This window comes from Brevibacillus agri (assembly GCF_004117055.1).
Classification (GTDB): domain Bacteria; phylum Bacillota; class Bacilli; order Brevibacillales; family Brevibacillaceae; genus Brevibacillus; species Brevibacillus agri.
The window spans coordinates 4,043,592-4,059,837 of sequence record NZ_CP026363.1 but is presented as its reverse complement, the minus strand read 5'-3'; the positions used below and the strand labels follow the sequence as shown (position 1 = coordinate 4,059,837).

Here is a 16,246-nt window from a genome sequence, read left to right as displayed (position 1 = left end):
TTGCCGGGGGCTTTCGGCGTTTTCTTGAAAAAAGGTTCCTTTCCCTAGGGGGAGAAGGAACCTTTTTTGTGTAAGGCTGCGCCAATGGCTTGGCACAGCCAATGTTTCGAATCAGTCAGGCCGACTCGCGGCCTTCCTTTGCCTTGCCTTTGCGCGAGCGCGCTTGCGCAAGCCACTGTCCGATCGGAAGCTCTGCCAAAATCATCCCGGTAAAAATCATCAGGCAGCCGATCAACTGTCTGCCGCTCAGTACCTCGTGGATAAAGACGTACGAAGTCAGCGCGGCGAACACAGGCTCCAGCGCGAAAATGAGCGCCACGCGTGTGGAGCTAGTTTGCTTTTGCAAAGCCGTCTGGGCCAAAAAGGCGAGGGCCGTTGCAAAGATCGAGGTGACGATCAACCCTGTCGCTACTTCCGGGATGAACAGGATCGCCGGATCAAACGCCCGGCTCCAGTCCTCGAAGAAAAAGGAGTAGAGCCAGCTCATGACCGCAACCGTCCCGAGCTGAACGATCGCAAGCGGCAATGCCGCGAAGCGCGGCGCGTATTTTCCGGTAAAGACGATCTGCATGGCGAAGCAAATCGCACAGCCGAACACGAGCGCGTCCCCCAGGTTGAACGAGAAGGTCTGATTTTGTGTCAAAAGATACAAGCCTGCTGCTGCGAGGATGACGCCGATCACCGCCACAGGCTTGATCCTGTCGCGCAAAAGCAAAAAGGAGAACAGCGGAACCAGTACGACAGACAAGCCCGTAATGAATCCGGCTTTGGAAGGCGTCGTGTACAAAAGGCCGACCGTTTGCAGCGCGTAACCGAGACAGAGCCAAAAGCCGAGGATGATCCCGGCGCGAACGATCGGGCCGCGGAATGCTGCGAGCTGGTGGCGAGAGCGAATCAGGAAAATGACGAGCAAAAACAGGGCGGCCACCGTGAAGCGAACAGCGTTGAACGTGTTAGGGGGCAGTGAGGCGATTGCCTGCTGCACGATCAAAAACGTGGTTCCCCAGACCAAAGCGATCAGAAGCAGCGTTATATCTGCCATCCATGGTTTTTTCAATGCTTCTTTTCTCTCCTCCCGGTTTGTTTACGAAACTTTATTTTTGTAGACGTATAGCCAGCATCATACGTGATTCGCAACGGGATTTCAAGCGGATTCGTGCGCCATTTGTCGCTTTTTGCCGCCGTTTCAAGCTATGTTTTCGACTCTATCAGCGCCGAAAAGCGCGTTTCCGTTAATAAACTTTTCACAATTACTCGTGGCCGATTCGGGACATAATGTTATAATAATAGTGCATTTTACATATGGCGTATGCACGTATGTCATTCTGGGAGGACACTATGGATATTCTTTTGCTGGGCTTAAACTACAAAACGGCACCTGTCGAAGTTCGCGAAAAGTTTACATTCAGCGATGATGGGACTGCACGCGCTCTTCATCTTCTCTCCCAGACGAAGAGTATTGCGGAATGTGTCATCCTGGGGACATGTAACCGTACGGAACTGTATGTCGTCTGCGACCAGGCCAATATCGGCCGTGACTATACGCGCCGCTTTTTGGCGGAATGGTTCGGTGTGGAAAAAGAACGATTCAAAGATCACCTTTATATAAAAGAGAATGAACAGGCAATCGACCATTTGTTCAGAGTGTCTGCCGGTCTCGATTCGATGGTGATGGGAGAGACGCAAATTCTCGGACAAGTGCGCGACGCATTCCTGATGGCGCAAGAGCTGAAAACGACGGGAACGGTGTTCAACACGCTGTTCAAGCAAGCCATTACATTTGCCAAGCGCGCCCATACGGAGACGGCGATCGGACAAAACGCCGTATCGGTCAGCTATGCTGCCGTGGAGCTGGGGAAAAAGATTTTTGGCTCTTTCGCCGGGAAGTCCGTCCTGATTGTCGGAGCGGGCAAAATGAGCGAGCTGACAGCCAAGCATTTGCACGCCAACGGCTCCGAGCGAGTCATGGTAGCGAACCGCACGCTGGAGCGGGCACAGCTTTTGGCGGAAAAATTCAAAGGGGACTCCTGTACGATGGAGCAGTTGCCTGAGGCGCTGCTCACTGCCGACATCGTCATCAGCTCTACGGGAGCGACCGGATACGTCCTCGGCAAAAAGGATCTGGCGCCAATCATGAAGCAAAGAAAGCACCGTCCGCTGTTCATGGTGGACATCGCGGTTCCCCGCGACCTGAATCCTGACCTGCACGATCTGGATAATGTCTTTTTGTACGACATTGACGATCTGGAAGGAATCGTCGCGAGCAACGTCGCAGAGCGCTCGCGGGAAGCGGAGCGGCTGGATGCGATGATCGAAGAGGAGATTGTGGCCTTTACGACCTGGTACCAGACGCTGGGCGTAGCGCCGCTGATTGCCGCGCTGCGTGAAAAAACGCTCACCATCCAGGGTGAAGCGATGCGCAAGATAGAAAACAAGCTGCCGAACTTGACCGAGCGCGAAATGCACATCATCCGCAAGACGACCAAAGGGATCGTCAACCAGCTCATGCACGATCCGGTCGTGCGCCTGAAGGAAATGGCAGCTACCAAATACGGAGATGAAGTGCTGGACATTTTCACCAAGATGTTTGCCCTCGAAGAAATTTTGGAACGCAAAGAGCAGGAAGCGCTCTGGGCAGACGACAAAAGCAAGCAGCCAGCAGCTCGCGAGCAGGTCCTGGCTTCCCGTGTGCCGAAATAAAGACCTTCTCTTCTTTGCAAAAACGATACTGCCATCGATAGAAACCGATAGGGAAAGAGGGGAGAGAGTGCATGGCCGAGGTGAGATGGATCTACGACCTGACGATCTTTCTCTACGCTGCAAGTGTTCTCTTCTATTTTAACGACTTCTTGCAAAGCAACCGGAAAGTCAATCGTTTGGCTTTCGGGTTGCTTATTGTCGTTTGGGCCTTGCAAACTGCTTTTTTTGTGTCGCAGACAGTGATGAAAGCTTATTTTCCTGTCATTACGCTGTTTGAGACGCTCTTTTTTTACTCCTGGGTGCTGGTAAGCCTATCACTTGCCTTACACTATTTTTTTCGCATTGATTTGCTGGTTTTTTTTACAAATATTATCGGGTTTGTCGTCCTGGTCATGTCGATGTTCTTGCCAGAGACGCCCATCGTCGCAGTATCTGACGTTTTGACCTCGGAGCTGCTCTTGACGCACGTGACGCTTGCGATGTTCAGCTATGGCGCGTTTTCGCTGTCGATGATCTTTTCCGCGATGTACCTCTTGCAGCATAAGATGCTCAAGGAGCGGCGCTGGACTCCACTTCTGCGCAGGCTGCCCAGCCTGGACCAGTTGGAAGGCTACGCCTACCGGATGAACATGCTCGGCGTGCCGATGCTGCTGCTCTCGATTGTTCTGGGGATCATTTGGGGAAAAATGGTGTTGCCGGAGAAATTTTTGCTGGACTCCAAAGTAGTTACTTCCATGCTTGTCTTGGCCAGCTATTCGTTCTGGCTGTACAAACGCTATCGGGATACGCTGCAAATGCGCAGGCTCGCCCAGTGGAACGTCCTGGCGTTTTTGCTTCTGCTCATCAATTTTTTAGGCATTACGACTTCTACATTTCACAGCTGGTGGTAGTGGCTGTTCATCAAGGAGGCTGTCATGGGAAAATGGAAAGTAGGGACGCGTCGCAGCAAGCTGGCGCTCACCCAGACGAATTGGGTCGTACAAAAACTGAAAGAACTCGCGCCGCAGGCTGAGTTTGAGCTGCACGAAATCGTGACGAAGGGCGACCGCATTCTCGATGTGACGCTGTCCAAGGTTGGCGGAAAAGGGCTTTTTGTCAAAGAAATCGAACAGTCGCTGTACGATAAGGAAACGGATTTTGCCGTGCACAGCTTGAAGGACATGCCGGCTGAATTGCCGGAGGGCCTCGTGATCGGTGCGATTCCGAAGCGGGTTGACCCGCGGGACGTCCTCTTGTCCCTGGATGGCAAGACATTGGATGAACTGAAAGAAGGAGCGCTCGTGGGCACGAGCAGTCTGCGCCGCAGTGCGCAAATTCTCGCCCATCGCCCGGACATTCAGATCGAATCGCTTCGCGGCAACATTGATACGCGCATCCGCAAGTTGGAAGAAGGCAACTTCGATGCGATCATCCTGGCGGCAGCGGGACTTGCGCGCGTCAACTACGAAGGGAACATTTCGCAATTTTTGCCTGTGGAAATCAGCCTGCCAGCCGTCGGCCAGGGAGCGCTCGCCATCGAATGCCGCGCCGATGACGAAGAGACGCTGGCCCTGTTGAAGCAGCTCGACGACGAGCCGACGCGGCTGGCGGTGACAGCCGAGCGCAGCTTCCTGCACAAGCTGCAAGGCGGCTGCCAGGTTCCGATCGGGGCTTACGCGACGGTCGGAGAAGATAAGCAAATCACTTTGACCGGGATGGTCGGCTCGCCGGACGGAAAACAAATGTTCAAAAACACGGCGACTGGCCGCGATCCGCAGGCGCTCGGCGTGCAGGTAGCGGAAGCGCTTCTGGCGCAAGGAGCTGGCGAGGTGCTCGCACAGGTGCTGCGGGAGAACGAGCAATGACAGCCGTCGGATCGCGCGGGCCGCTTACGGGCAAGCGCATCATGGTGACGCGCGCGAAAAGCCAGGTGCAGGAGCTCGTGGACAAAATCGAGCGTTTGGGCGGAGGGGCGTATGCCTTTCCGCTCTTGAAAATGATCCCGCCCGCAGACAAAACAAAGCTCGACGAAGCGATCTCCGAGCTGCCGAGCTACGACTGGGTGATTTTTACCAGCGTCAATGGCGTGCGGTTTTTTCTGGAGCGCATGGAGCAGGTAGGAGTCGGCTTCGCGGCGTTTGCCGGGAAGATCGCGGCGGTCGGTCCCAAGACCGCGCAAGCGCTGACCAAGCACGGGCTTTCGGTTGCGGTCATTCCGTCCGATTACGTAGCGGAGGGCTTGCTTGCGAGCTTGCACGAGCAGCTTCAGCCGGGGCAGCGCGTGCTGCTGCCGCGGGCCGATATCGCCCGCAAGGCTTTGCCGGCAGAGCTGAAAGAGCTGGGGCTTGCCGTGACAGAGGTAGACGCCTACCAGACGGTCATCGACGGGTCACGGGCGCCGGAAGCGGCCCAACAGTTGCAAGAAGGCCGGATTGATGTCATTTTGTTTACCAGCTCATCTACCGTGACTCATTTCATCCAGGCGATGGCGCCGTTTGCCTCGCCAGGCTGGCTGGATCAGGTGCGGATTGCCTGCATCGGTCCGATCACTGCCGAGACAGCCAGAAAAAACGGGCTTGCCGTCGACGTGGTCGCGAGCGAGTACACCGTGGATGGACTGTTAGAAGCTTTACTAGAGAATCTGGGAGGGAATTGACATGGCACTAACATTTGATCGTCATCGCCGCTTGCGCAAAAGCGCGGCAATGCGCAATCTGGTACGGGAAAATCACGTTCGCGTGGAAGACCTGATTTACCCGCTGTTTGTAGTGGAAGGGACCGGCATCAAAAACGAGATTGCTTCCATGCCAGGCGTGTACCAGCTCTCTCTGGATATGTTGGCGGAAGAAATGAAGGAAATCGTGGAGCTGGGAATCCAGTCTGTTCTGATGTTCGGCGTACCGGAGCACAAGGACGCCTGCGGAACGGAAGCGTACAACGACGAGGCGATTACGCAGCAAGCCATCCGTCAGATCAAGGAAGCCCACCCGGAAATGATCGTGATTGCCGATACGTGCCTGTGTGAATACACCGATCACGGACATTGCGGCGTCATTCACGAGGGCGAAGTCGTCAATGACGAGACGCTTGCGCTTTTGGGCAAGACGGCCGTTTCCCAGGCAAAAGCCGGAGCGGACATCATCGCTCCATCCAACATGATGGACGGTTTCGTGATCGCCATTCGCGAAGCTTTGGACGAAGCGGGCTTCCAGCATATTCCGATCATGTCGTACGCAGTGAAATACGCGTCCTCCTTCTACGGACCATTTCGCGATGCGGCTGGTTCGACACCGCAGTTTGGCGATCGCAAGAGCTACCAGATGGACGCGGCCAACGCGCGCGAAGGACTGCGCGAAGCAGCTTCCGATGTGAAGGAAGGGGCAGACTTTTTGATCGTGAAGCCGGGCCTTGCCTTCATGGACATGGTGCTGCGCCTGCGCGAAAACTTCAACCTGCCGATCGTCGCCTACAATGTGAGCGCCGAGTATTCCATGGTCAAAGCCGCTGCGCAAAACGGCTGGATCGACGAAGAGCGGATCGTAATGGAAACGTTGGTGAGCTTCAAACGGGCTGGTGCGGACCTGATTATTACGTACCACGCCAAAGATGTAGCAAAATGGCTGGCGAGGTGAGGACGAGATGACAAGAGAAAAATCGACGCAGTTGTTTGCAGAAGCACAGCATTACATACCAGGCGGAGTGAACAGCCCGGTGCGGGCGTTCAAGAGCGTGGGCGGCAATCCGGTCTACATCGCCAAAGGGGAAGGCTCGCGAATTTTTGATGTGGACGGCAACAGCTACATTGACTACATCGGCTCCTGGGGGCCGCTCATTCTCGGACATGCGCATCCGCGCGTGCTGGCCGCGATTACGGAAGTGGCGGCACTTGGCACGAGTTTCGGTGCTCCGACAGAGCGCGAAACCGAGATGGCCAAGCTCGTATGTGAACTGGTTCCGTCCGTAGAAGTCGTGCGCATGGTCAACTCCGGGACAGAGGCGACGATGAGCGCCCTGCGCCTCGCGCGCGGCTATACGAAGCGCAACAAAATCATGAAGTTCGAAGGCTGTTACCACGGCCATGCGGACAGTTTGCTGATTAAAGCAGGCTCCGGTGTCGCGACGCTCGGTCTGCCGGACAGCCCGGGCGTGCCAGAAGGAACGGCGTTGAATACGATCACGGTGCCGTACAATGACCTGGACAGCGTGAAGCTCGCCTTCGAAACGTTCGGCGACGACCTGGCGGCTGTCATCGTTGAGCCAATTGGCGGCAACATGGGTGTCGTTCCGCCACAGCCCGGCTTTTTGGAAGGGCTGCGCGAAATTACCGCGAAATACGGCACGCTGCTCATTTTCGATGAAGTCATGACGGGCTTCCGCGTAGCGCTTGGTGGCGCCCAGCAGTTGTACGGCATCACGCCTGACCTGACGACGATGGGCAAAGTCATCGGCGGCGGTCTTCCGGTCGGGGCCTACGGCGGTAAGCGGGAGATCATGCAGCAGATTGCTCCGGCAGGACCGATCTACCAGGCGGGAACTCTTTCCGGCAACCCGCTGGCGATGGCGGCAGGCTTGACCACGCTGCAAGAGCTGAGCAGGCCGGGTGCGTATGAGTATCTGGAAAAATTGTCGGCGCGTCTCGGCGAAGGACTCGCAGAAAATGCGCGCAAGCTGGGGATCCCGCACACGCTCAACCGGGTAGGCTCCATGGTGTGCCTGTTCTTCACCGACACGCCTGTCATCAACTACGAAACGGCGAAAACGGCCGATCTGGAGCGCTTTTCCGCCTACTTCAGCCACTTGCTGGACGAAGGCGTCATGATCCCGCCGTCCCAGTTCGAGGGAATGTTCGTTTCGCTGGCGCATACCGAGGAAGATATCGAACGCACGATCGAAGCGAGCTACCGCGCTATGCAAAAAACGTTGGAAGCGTAAAGCGTGTACGAAAAACATAAGCAAGCACCTCCTGTCGGAAGGCAGGAGGTGTTTTTTTTCTGTAAAGAAACACGGCATTTAGCAGGAATTGGCAGGGCGTATGAGAATACAGTAGCGACGGTTCCTTCCCCTCCGCTAAAAGATGAGGGATCAACACCTGTTTTTCCTTTTGGCCAAAGGTCTTGTTCTTTTTGGTTTCACCATTCAGAACCCAAGTCCGTATGATGTAAAAAATGCAGGGACGAGGTGTACGAGTGGTGAGACTGAAGTGGCGCTATCGAAAGCGCCTGCGTAAAAAGTATGGCCGACTGATCTGGAAGGTGAAAAATCGCAAGGGGCGAAAAGGCTTTTTCAAGTCGACCGTTCATCGGTATCCTCGCAGAAATTACCGCATTCTCGTTGCCAACGAGTACATTGCCGCCCACCTGGCGAAAAGTCTCGGCTTGCCTGTGGCGCGAGTCATTCAGGCCCATGTGCGCGGACCGCGCGGCCGGATCAAGCGCGGCCTCATTTCGATGCAGGCCAAGGGCGGCCAGGTCATTCCGTGGAAAAAGGCGAAAAAGAAGCTGCTGAAAAAGCCGCACAAGTACGTCAAGCAGGCCAAAAAGCTGGCCCGCCTGGTCGCTTTTGACGCCTGGATTCTCAATCCGGACCGATCCGACCGCAACCTGATTCTCCACAAGAAAAAGTCGGGGAAGAAGTACAAGTGGTACGGAATCGATCATGGGATTTCCTTGTTTGGTAATCCTACTAAATGGAATCTCCGGCGGGCCAAGAAGAAGTTTTCCTGCAAAAAAGCCTACAAGTTTTGCCTGCATTCCGGCGACAAGAAAAAGCAGCGCATTCCGAGAGGCTTGAAGCGGTTTACGCGCGACAACCGCAAGCAACTGGGGAAAATGGTGAAAAAGATTCAGGCGATGCCTAAAGGAAAGCTGAAAAAAGCAATCAGAAGAGTACCGAAAGGGTTGCTGACCAAAGCAGAAAAAAAGTTCATCCAAAAAGTGCTGCTCTGCCGCCACAAGCACCTGAAAAAAGCGTTGAAGCGAGTTTCCAAGCATTTTGCCTGAACCGCGCTCTGCCAGGTGGTCGCTGTCAGCTTCCGGCGTGGGCGTCCAGCTCCCGTTCTACAAAGCTGTCCAGTTCGTCCATGACCGACTGCAATACGGCCAGAGAACGGGAAACATCAAGTCCCACGTCCAAGGAATGCTTGGCCCCGTCAGGCAGATAAAGACGAACGTTTGGCCTGGAGGAGGCTATTTTTTCAAGCGCAGTTGGCTGGTAGTAAGGGTCTTGCGTGCCGGAGACAAGCAGTACTTGCTGCTTGACAGAGAGCAGATCGGCTACGAGCGATTCCTCTGTCAGCAAGGGCGTCAACAGAACGGCTGACGTGCGGGAAAACGCAGAGGCATGGAGCAGGCCGCACGCAATCGGAATCGTCCCGATAGACTTTCCGAGGAAAAAAATTTGTTCGTACGCCCGCTTGCCGAGCACATGAGAGACAAGCCGCTTTGCGTCTGCTTGCAGCCACGCGCTTTTTTCGGCGAATGGACTGTTCCAAAAGGCCGCGTTGTCTTGTCCGAACGAATAGTGTACGTGGACGATATCTACCTGCTTGCGCAAAAAAAGCATCGTCGAATAGTACAAATACGGTTTGTCGAAGGAATAGCTGGCGCCGGGAAAGAAAAAGCAAAGTGCGCGGGACGGTGACTCGCCCGCCTGGATCAAGGTATAAGGAATGCTCTGTCCATCTGGGCCGGCGACGGAATCTGCTATTGTCTGAATCAACGAGTCAAGCACCTCTCTTTACCAAATTCGGTTGTGGGCATTTTTTCCAATCATACAGACAGCAAAATCTGCTGGCAAGCAAAAAAGACGGAAACGAAAGCAGAAAGGAGCAGATTCAGATGAAAAAAGAAGCACAACTGACAAACGGCGTCAAGCTCGCGTATGTGGAGGAAGGAGCAGGGGAGCCGCTCATCTTGCTGCACGGCTTCTGCGGCAGCCTGCATTATTGGGACAAGCTGGTGCCGCTGTTGGCCCGCTCGCATCGCGTGATCGCCGTCGATTTGCGCGGCCACGGACATAGCTCCGCGCCGGATGAAGCGTATTCGATGGAACGGTTCGCCGAAGACATTGCGCTTTTTGCAGCGGCAGCGGGTCTGGACAAGTTCCACCTGTTCGGGCACTCGCTCGGCGGCTACATTACGCTCGCTTTTGCCGAAAACTACGCGGACAAGCTGCTCAGCTTCGGACTGGTTCATTCCACGCCATATCCCGACGACGAGGCGGCCAAGGCCAATCGCAACAAAGGAGCCGACAGCATTCGCGAACACGGCATGGAGCCGTTTATCAAGGCGCTCGTCCCCAAACTGTTTGCCCCGCAGCATGTCGCGTCGATGACAGCGGAAGTCCAGGCTGCCAAAGAAATAGGCGTCGCGACCAGCCCGATCGGGGCGATTCAGACGTTGTATGCCATGCGCGATCGAAAAGACCGCAATCACGTCCTGCGGGAAACGACGCTCCCAGTGCTGTTGGTCGCAGGCGCAGAGGACCAGATCATTCCGGTAGCCAAAACGTTTACGGTACAAAAAAGCAACGTTGTCGAAGCGCTTTTGCCGGATGCAGGGCACATGGGAATGCTCGAAGCGCCGGAACAGCTTGCCGAAGCGATCGGCGGCTTTGTCGAAAACAACAGGAAAAGCGCACCATTGTCCTAGCAAATTTTGCTATAATAAAAGAGATATCCTATCTATTTTTACATATACGAGAGGGGAATTAGAGAATGAAAAAAGCACGTCGAATTATGATGACAGCGTTTGCATCTGTCGTATTTGCATCGCTCTTGTCTACCTCTGCACTCGCGGCTCCGCTGCATCCGGTCAAGCACGTGGACTGGATGGTGAAAAAAGCGATCGTCACCGCCGGACAAAATGGCGATTTGGCTCTGGATCGCGCTGTTACGCTTGCGGAGGCAGCGGTTGTTTTCTCCAAGCTCAAAGGCGCACAAATCGGGGCAGCAGCAAAAGGCGCGCACTGGGCGACTCCTTATCTGGACTGGGCAAAAGGACAGGGCGCGGTAAGCCAGGACGACTTCAAAAATCCGGGTCAAGTGCTGACCTCCGCGAAGCTGGCGCAAGTGGCCGAAAAGCTCGGCTACAAAATCGCGCTCGACAATAAAGCGACCGTGACGCGCGGCGAATTTTTCCAGGCGTTGGGCGATGCGGCAACGACCCACATCACGATCGCGCATACAAACGATACGCATGGACACATCCAGGAAGACAAAACGCAAAAGGAATACGGCTTTGCCAAAATCGCGACCTTGCTGAAGGAATGGCGCGCGGAAAACGACAACTTCCTCTTGCTGGACGCGGGTGATACGTTCCAAGGCACCATTTTCGTGAACCAGTTCAAAGGAGAGTCTGTCGTTCCGATCCTGAACAGCCTCGATTACAACGTGATGGCTGCGGGCAACCACGAGTTTGACTTCGGCTACGAGCAACTGCTTAAGCTGCGCGACATGCTGGAGCATCCGGTCATTTCCGCAAACGTGTTCAAGGCGGATGGCAAAGAGCTGCTGTTGCCGACCTTCAAGGCGGAAATCGGCGGCAAAAAGTTCGGGTTCGTCGGCTTTGTCGCGGAAGACACGCCTGTGCTGACACACCCTGACAACGTCAAGGGCCTGACCTTCAAAAATCCGGTCGAGGTAGCGAAAGTCGTTGTCCCTGAGCTGAAAAAAGAAGTAGATCACGTCATCGTCGTTTCCCACATCGGGGTGGACGTAGACCGCGAAATCGCGAAAAACGTGCCTGGCATCGACCTGATCGTCGGCGGCCACTCCCATACTCCGCTGACAACGCCTGAGCTGGTAAACGGCACCTACATAGTCCAAGACTGGGAGTACGGCAAATCGCTCGGACGCGCTGACCTGTACTATTTGGGCAAAGAGCTGGTAGCGTTCAGCGGCGGTCTGAAAGAATACGATGAATCCGTCGTGGCAGACCCGGAAATTGACAAAATGGTTCAGGAAATTGTGAAAAAAATTGATACCGTCATGAATGTGGTGATTGCGAAATCCGAGGTTCCGCTCGATGGCGACCGCACGCTTGTCCGGGCGAAGGAAACGAACGTCGGCAACCTGATTACCGACATCATGCTCGAGCGCACGCAATCCATCAAAGGATACGAAGCGGATGTAGCGCTGGCAAATGGCGGCGGTATCCGCACGCAGCTTGCGGCAGGCGACATCACGAAAAAAGACTTGTACACGCTGCTTCCGTTCGAAAACAACACGCTGGCGATCGTGGAAGTGACAGGGGCAGAGCTGAAGCAAGCGCTGGAGAACGGCGTGAGCCAGGTGGGAACAGGCGCAGGACGCTTCCCGCAAATCAGCGGCATGAGCTTTACGTACAACCCGACCAAGCCTGCAGGCGAGCGTGTTCTGGAAGTGAAGGTTGGCGACAAGCCGCTTGATCTGACCAAAACGTACAAAGTCGCGACCATCGACTTTTTGGCAGCAGGTGGAGACGGCTATGAATCGTTCAAAAAGCCGTTCTTCAACACAGGCTTGTCCATGTACAGCATCGTGGAAGAAGGTCTGATGAAGCGCAAAGTGGTCAATCCGAAAGTAGAAGGCCGCATCGTCGAAGTAAAATAAGCTGGCAGGGAAAACATGCGTGTGAGAGAGGACAGGGAGAAAAGCCGGCTCCCTGTCCTCTTATATCATAAAGTACCTTGCAATATACAGTACCTCTTTGGTAAGCTTTGACATGGGTGATGTGCATTGAACGTACAGTTTAAAAAAGGGGTCCTGGAGCTGTGTGTTCTCGTTTTGACAGCGAAGCAGGACAGATACGGCTACGAACTGGTTGCGAGCATCTCGGAGCGGTTTCATATCGCCGAAGGGACGGTGTATCCTTTGCTGCGGCGCTTGACCCAGGAAGGCTTTTTCATAACCTATTTGGCAGAGTCGCAAGAAGGGCCGCCGCGAAAATATTATCAGCTAACGGAGCGGGGGAGACAGTACATGAACGATCTCGTGCTGGAATGGCGAATATTCAATCGCGGCGTCAACGAAATGATAGAGGAGGGACTGGGCTATGACAAGGCGTGAGTTTATGGACGAGTTGGGGGCATTGCTTGGCGATTTGCCGGACAAGGAGCGTCTGGACATTCTCGCTGATTATACCGAACATTTTTTGATCGGGATCAAGCAGGGGAAAAGCGAACACGAAATTGCCGACAGCCTGGGCAGCCCCAAAGCGCTGGCGAGAGAGCTGCTTGCGGGCTACCGGATCGATCAGGCGCAGTCCAATGCGTCCGTGGGCAACATGTCCAGAGCGATCATTGCCACGATCAGTTTGGGCTTTTTCAACCTCGTGTTCGTCCTGGGGCCGTTTTTCGCGCTGATCGGCGTGCTGATCGCCTGCTACGCCGTCTCCTTGTCGCTTTTGGTGGCGCCGCTCGGCATTTTGATGGAATACGGGTTTCCCGCGCCGTCTCAGGAACGGCTTTTGCTTTTGTTCGGAAGTCTCGTTTCGCTTGGGCTGGGGGAATGCTGGCGGTAGGCTTGCTGCGGCTGACGAAGTGGCTGTACCGTCTGTTCCTGAAGTATCTGCAGTTTAACGTGCAGATGATTAGGGGGAAATAAGATGAAGAATTGGGGAAAAAAGCTGTTCGGCATAAGCTTGCTGCTGTTTGTCGTGGGAGTGTGCGGGCTCGTCTGGCTGTTTGCCAAGCAGGAGCACTTCGCGTTTTCCTTAAAGAAAATAGAGGAGCAGCGCATCATCGAGCAGCCGTTCAAGGCGGTGGCCGTAGAGACGGGAACAGCGGATCTCGTCATCACGCCTACGAAAGCGGCACAAGCGACCGTGCGTCTGACAGGGGAAATCTCGGAGCAGCAAAAGGAACGGCTGCAATGGACGAGCGAGGTCACGGAAGACGGAACCTTGCGCGTCCAGGTGCAGGAAAAGCTGCACGTCAGCCTGTTTTATCCAGGTAGCGGGGAGTTGAAGCTGGAAATCATGCTGCCGGAAAAAGAGTACGAGAGCATCCGGCTGGAAACGGCTACGGGGGATATCAAAAGCGGAGCGCTCACGGCGAAAACGGGGGAAGTGTCGTCCAGCACAGGTGATGTCGATTTGACCGGGTATGCCGGAGAGCGCCTGGACGTGCGGACAGATACGGGCGATCTGAAGCTGGCCGGTATTCGCGCCAGCCTGAACATCGACAGCTCCACGGGCGAAATCGACAAACTCGTCTTGCCCGAGTTGACGCGCGATGTAACCGTGCGCACGGATACGGGCGATGTGCGGATTGCGGTGGAAAAGCAGCCGGAAGCAGCGCAGTTGGAGCTGGCATCCGACGTGGGCGACATCGAGGTCAAATGGGCCACCCTTTCCTATGCGAAAAGAGAAGAGCAAAACATCAAGGCTTCCGTAGGGACTGGCGGTCCAAAGCTGTCCGTGAAGACTTCTACGGGAGATATCCGCATTCAATAGAAGAAGTTTGGCAACAATGATGGATAGGATTGGAAACGCGCGAAACGAAAAGATTTTGACACAAAAGAGCCATTACTTGTCGAATGCCCAGTGGTATCATATTGGTGGGATAGATTATTGTGCAAAGAGAGGTTTATTCATGACTTCCAAACCATTTAACGATACGTTTTTGAAAGCATGCCGCAAAGAGGCGACAGAGCGTGTCCCTGTCTGGTACATGCGCCAAGCCGGACGCTATCAGCCCGAATACCGCGCCATCCGCGCGAAGTATAGCTTTTTTGAGATGAACTACATACCGGAAGTATGCGCCGAAGTGACCCGTCTGCCTGTCGAGCAGTTGGGCGTGGATGCTGCGATTTTGTTTGCCGACATCATGACGCCGCTAAAGCCGATTGGAGTCGACGTGAACATCGAGTCGGGAATTGGGCCTGTGATCGGCAATCCGATTGAATCGTTGGCGGATGTAGAGCGTCTGCTCGATCTGGAGCCGGAAACGCACGTGCCGTATATTTTGGAATCGATCAAGCTGTTGCGCGAGCAGTTGTCTGTTCCGCTGATCGGCTTTGCGGGAGCGCCATTCACGCTCGCCAGCTACATGATCGAGGGCGGTCCTTCCAAGCATTACCACAAGACAAAGGCGTTCATGTACACCGAACCTGCTGCGTGGCAGGCATTGATGGAAAAGCTCGGCGACATGACGATCACCTATCTGAAGGCACAGATCAAGGCCGGCGCCCAAGCGGTACAGGTGTTTGACTCCTGGGTAGGCGCATTGAACGACGAAGATTACCGCGAGTACATAACGCCTGTGATGACGCGAATTTTCCAGGCGCTGAAAGAAACCGGAGTGCCGACGATCTACTTCGGAATCGGGGCAGGCCATCTTTTGCTGGATTGGAACCGCTTGCCTGTCGATGTTGTCGGTCTGGACTGGCGCACCTCGATTACGACTGCGCGCAACATGGGCGTGACCAAGACGTTGCAGGGCAACCTCGACCCGACGCTGTTGCTTGCTCCGTGGGAGAAGCTCGAAGCCAAAGCAAAAGAAATTCTCGACGAAGGCACGAAGCAGCCGGGATTCATTTTCAATCTGGGGCACGGTGTATTCCCTGACGCCAAAGTAGAAACGTTGCAAAAACTGACCGCATTCATCCATAGCTACAAAAGGGACGTGTGACCAGGAGGGGTATGAGATGTCAAAGCCAAAAACAGGGCTTTTGCTGATGGCGTATGGAACGCCGCGCAGTCCAGAAGAAATTGAGCCGTACTACACGCACATTCGCCGTGGCCGCAAGCCGCCGCAGGAGCTGCTTGACGACCTGCGGGCGCGCTATGAGGCGGTAGACGGCCTGAATCGGTTTGCGGACATCACGGACGAGCAGGTGCGCGCGCTGGAGCGGGAAATGAACGAGCGCTACCCGGACCGGGAGTTTGTCGGCTACCTGGGGCTGAAGCATATTGCGCCGTTCGTGGAGGATGCGGTGGAGCAAATGAAGCGCGACGGGATTACCGAGGCGATCAGCCTGGTGCTCGCTCCGCATTACTCCAGCTACAGCGTCAAAGAATACAACGGCAGAGCTTGCGAGCATTCGCAAGCGATCGGCGGACCGACAATCAAGAGCATCGACAGTTGGTACAGGGAGCCGGGCTTCATTGAGTACTGGGCAAAAGCGATCGAGGACACGTTTGCCTCGATGCCAGCCGAAGAACGCGAACAGGCCGTAGTCATCTTCTCCGCGCACAGCCTGCCGGAAAAAATCTTGAAATCCGGGGACCCGTATCCGCAGCAACTGGAGGATACCGCCAAGCTGATCGCCGAGCAGGCAGGGATTGCCCGGTACGCCATCGGCTGGCAGAGCGCCGGCAATACGCCGGAGCCGTGGCTCGGCCCGGACGTCCAGGATTTGACGCGAGAGCTGTACGAGGCGCATGGCTATCGCTCCTTTGTCTACTGCCCGGTCGGCTTCGTAGCGGAGCATCTGGAAGTTTTGTACGACAACGATATGGAGTGCAAGGCAGTAACGGAAGAGCTGGGTGTTCATTACCATCGTCCGCCGATGCCTAACGCCAGACCTGCGTTTATCTCCTGTCTGGCTGATGCCGTCGGGAAAAAGCTGGCGAACTAGGGGATGAAG

Annotated in this window: 16 protein-coding genes; 14 read left to right on the top strand and 2 right to left on the bottom strand. The window is 55.1% G+C overall.

The window, feature by feature from the left end; translation table 11 throughout:
- Positions 1-115: 115 nt before the first annotated feature.
- Entirely contained in the window at positions 116-1,057 is a 942-nt protein-coding gene (locus BA6348_RS19970; protein ID WP_005826538.1) for a DMT family transporter, read from the bottom strand.
- Positions 1,058-1,338: 281 nt separating this feature from the next.
- Here BA6348_RS19970 and hemA point away from each other — a divergent pair, with 281 nt between their 5' ends.
- The 7 genes from hemA to BA6348_RS19935 all read left to right on the top strand — a co-directional run bounded on the left by hemA (position 1,339) and on the right by BA6348_RS19935 (position 8,678).
- Positions 1,339-2,700 carry a glutamyl-tRNA reductase gene (hemA, locus tag BA6348_RS19965; protein WP_007782479.1) on the top strand — a complete coding sequence of 454 codons (1,362 nt, stop codon included), beginning with the start codon at positions 1,339-1,341 and terminating at the stop codon, positions 2,698-2,700.
- Positions 2,701-2,771: 71 nt separating this feature from the next.
- Complete coding sequence (locus BA6348_RS19960; RefSeq protein WP_005826536.1) at positions 2,772-3,590, top strand: cytochrome C assembly family protein; 819 nt, start codon at positions 2,772-2,774, stop codon at positions 3,588-3,590.
- Positions 3,591-3,614: 24 nt separating this feature from the next.
- Positions 3,615-4,544 (top strand): hydroxymethylbilane synthase, encoded by a 930-nt coding sequence (gene hemC, locus BA6348_RS19955; protein WP_122952966.1) that lies wholly within the window; start codon positions 3,615-3,617, stop codon positions 4,542-4,544.
- Complete coding sequence (locus BA6348_RS19950) at positions 4,541-5,335, top strand: uroporphyrinogen-III synthase (protein WP_007782471.1); 795 nt, start codon at positions 4,541-4,543, stop codon at positions 5,333-5,335. Before hemC ends, BA6348_RS19950 begins: the two co-directional genes overlap by 4 nt.
- A gap of 1 nt (position 5,336) precedes the next feature.
- A complete protein-coding gene (gene hemB / locus BA6348_RS19945) occupies positions 5,337-6,311 on the top strand; it encodes a porphobilinogen synthase (RefSeq protein WP_005826533.1) in 975 nt (324 codons plus the stop codon).
- Between the two features lie 7 nt (positions 6,312-6,318).
- Positions 6,319-7,611: a glutamate-1-semialdehyde 2,1-aminomutase gene (gene hemL, locus BA6348_RS19940; RefSeq protein WP_005826532.1), complete on the top strand. Its 1,293-nt coding sequence runs from the start codon at positions 6,319-6,321 to the stop codon at positions 7,609-7,611.
- 257 nt (positions 7,612-7,868) lie between these two features.
- Positions 7,869-8,678, top strand: a complete 810-nt coding sequence (locus BA6348_RS19935; protein ID WP_242507381.1) for a HipA family kinase — start codon at positions 7,869-7,871, stop codon at positions 8,676-8,678.
- 25 nt (positions 8,679-8,703) lie between these two features.
- Here BA6348_RS19935 and BA6348_RS19930 read toward each other — a convergent pair whose 3' ends face one another.
- Positions 8,704-9,396 (bottom strand): alpha/beta hydrolase, encoded by a 693-nt coding sequence (locus BA6348_RS19930; RefSeq protein ID WP_005826529.1) that lies wholly within the window; start codon positions 9,394-9,396, stop codon positions 8,704-8,706.
- Positions 9,397-9,515: 119 nt separating this feature from the next.
- On the opposite strand from BA6348_RS19930, the gene BA6348_RS19925 reads away from it, so the two are divergent.
- The 7 genes from BA6348_RS19925 (at position 9,516) to hemH (ending at position 16,237) form a co-directional block, all read left to right on the top strand.
- Positions 9,516-10,328 (top strand): alpha/beta fold hydrolase, encoded by an 813-nt coding sequence (locus BA6348_RS19925; protein ID WP_122952968.1) that lies wholly within the window; start codon positions 9,516-9,518, stop codon positions 10,326-10,328.
- A gap of 65 nt (positions 10,329-10,393) precedes the next feature.
- A complete protein-coding gene (locus BA6348_RS19920) occupies positions 10,394-12,268 on the top strand; it encodes a bifunctional metallophosphatase/5'-nucleotidase (protein WP_005826525.1) in 1,875 nt (624 codons plus the stop codon).
- 126 nt (positions 12,269-12,394) lie between these two features.
- Entirely contained in the window at positions 12,395-12,724 is a 330-nt protein-coding gene (locus BA6348_RS19915) for a PadR family transcriptional regulator (RefSeq protein ID WP_005826524.1), read from the top strand.
- Positions 12,711-13,178, top strand: coding sequence for an HAAS signaling domain-containing protein (locus tag BA6348_RS19910; protein ID WP_242507380.1), 468 nt, complete (start codon positions 12,711-12,713; stop codon positions 13,176-13,178). The genes BA6348_RS19915 and BA6348_RS19910 overlap by 14 nt, the downstream gene beginning before the upstream one ends.
- 84 nt (positions 13,179-13,262) lie before the next feature.
- Positions 13,263-14,111, top strand: coding sequence for a DUF4097 family beta strand repeat-containing protein (locus BA6348_RS19905; RefSeq protein ID WP_005826520.1), 849 nt, complete (start codon positions 13,263-13,265; stop codon positions 14,109-14,111).
- A gap of 139 nt (positions 14,112-14,250) precedes the next feature.
- Positions 14,251-15,288 carry a uroporphyrinogen decarboxylase gene (gene hemE / locus BA6348_RS19900; protein WP_005826518.1) on the top strand — a complete coding sequence of 346 codons (1,038 nt, stop codon included), beginning with the start codon at positions 14,251-14,253 and terminating at the stop codon, positions 15,286-15,288.
- Between the two features lie 16 nt (positions 15,289-15,304).
- Entirely contained in the window at positions 15,305-16,237 is a 933-nt protein-coding gene (hemH, locus tag BA6348_RS19895) for a ferrochelatase (RefSeq protein ID WP_005826517.1), read from the top strand.
- The last annotated feature ends 9 nt before the right edge of the window (positions 16,238-16,246 follow it).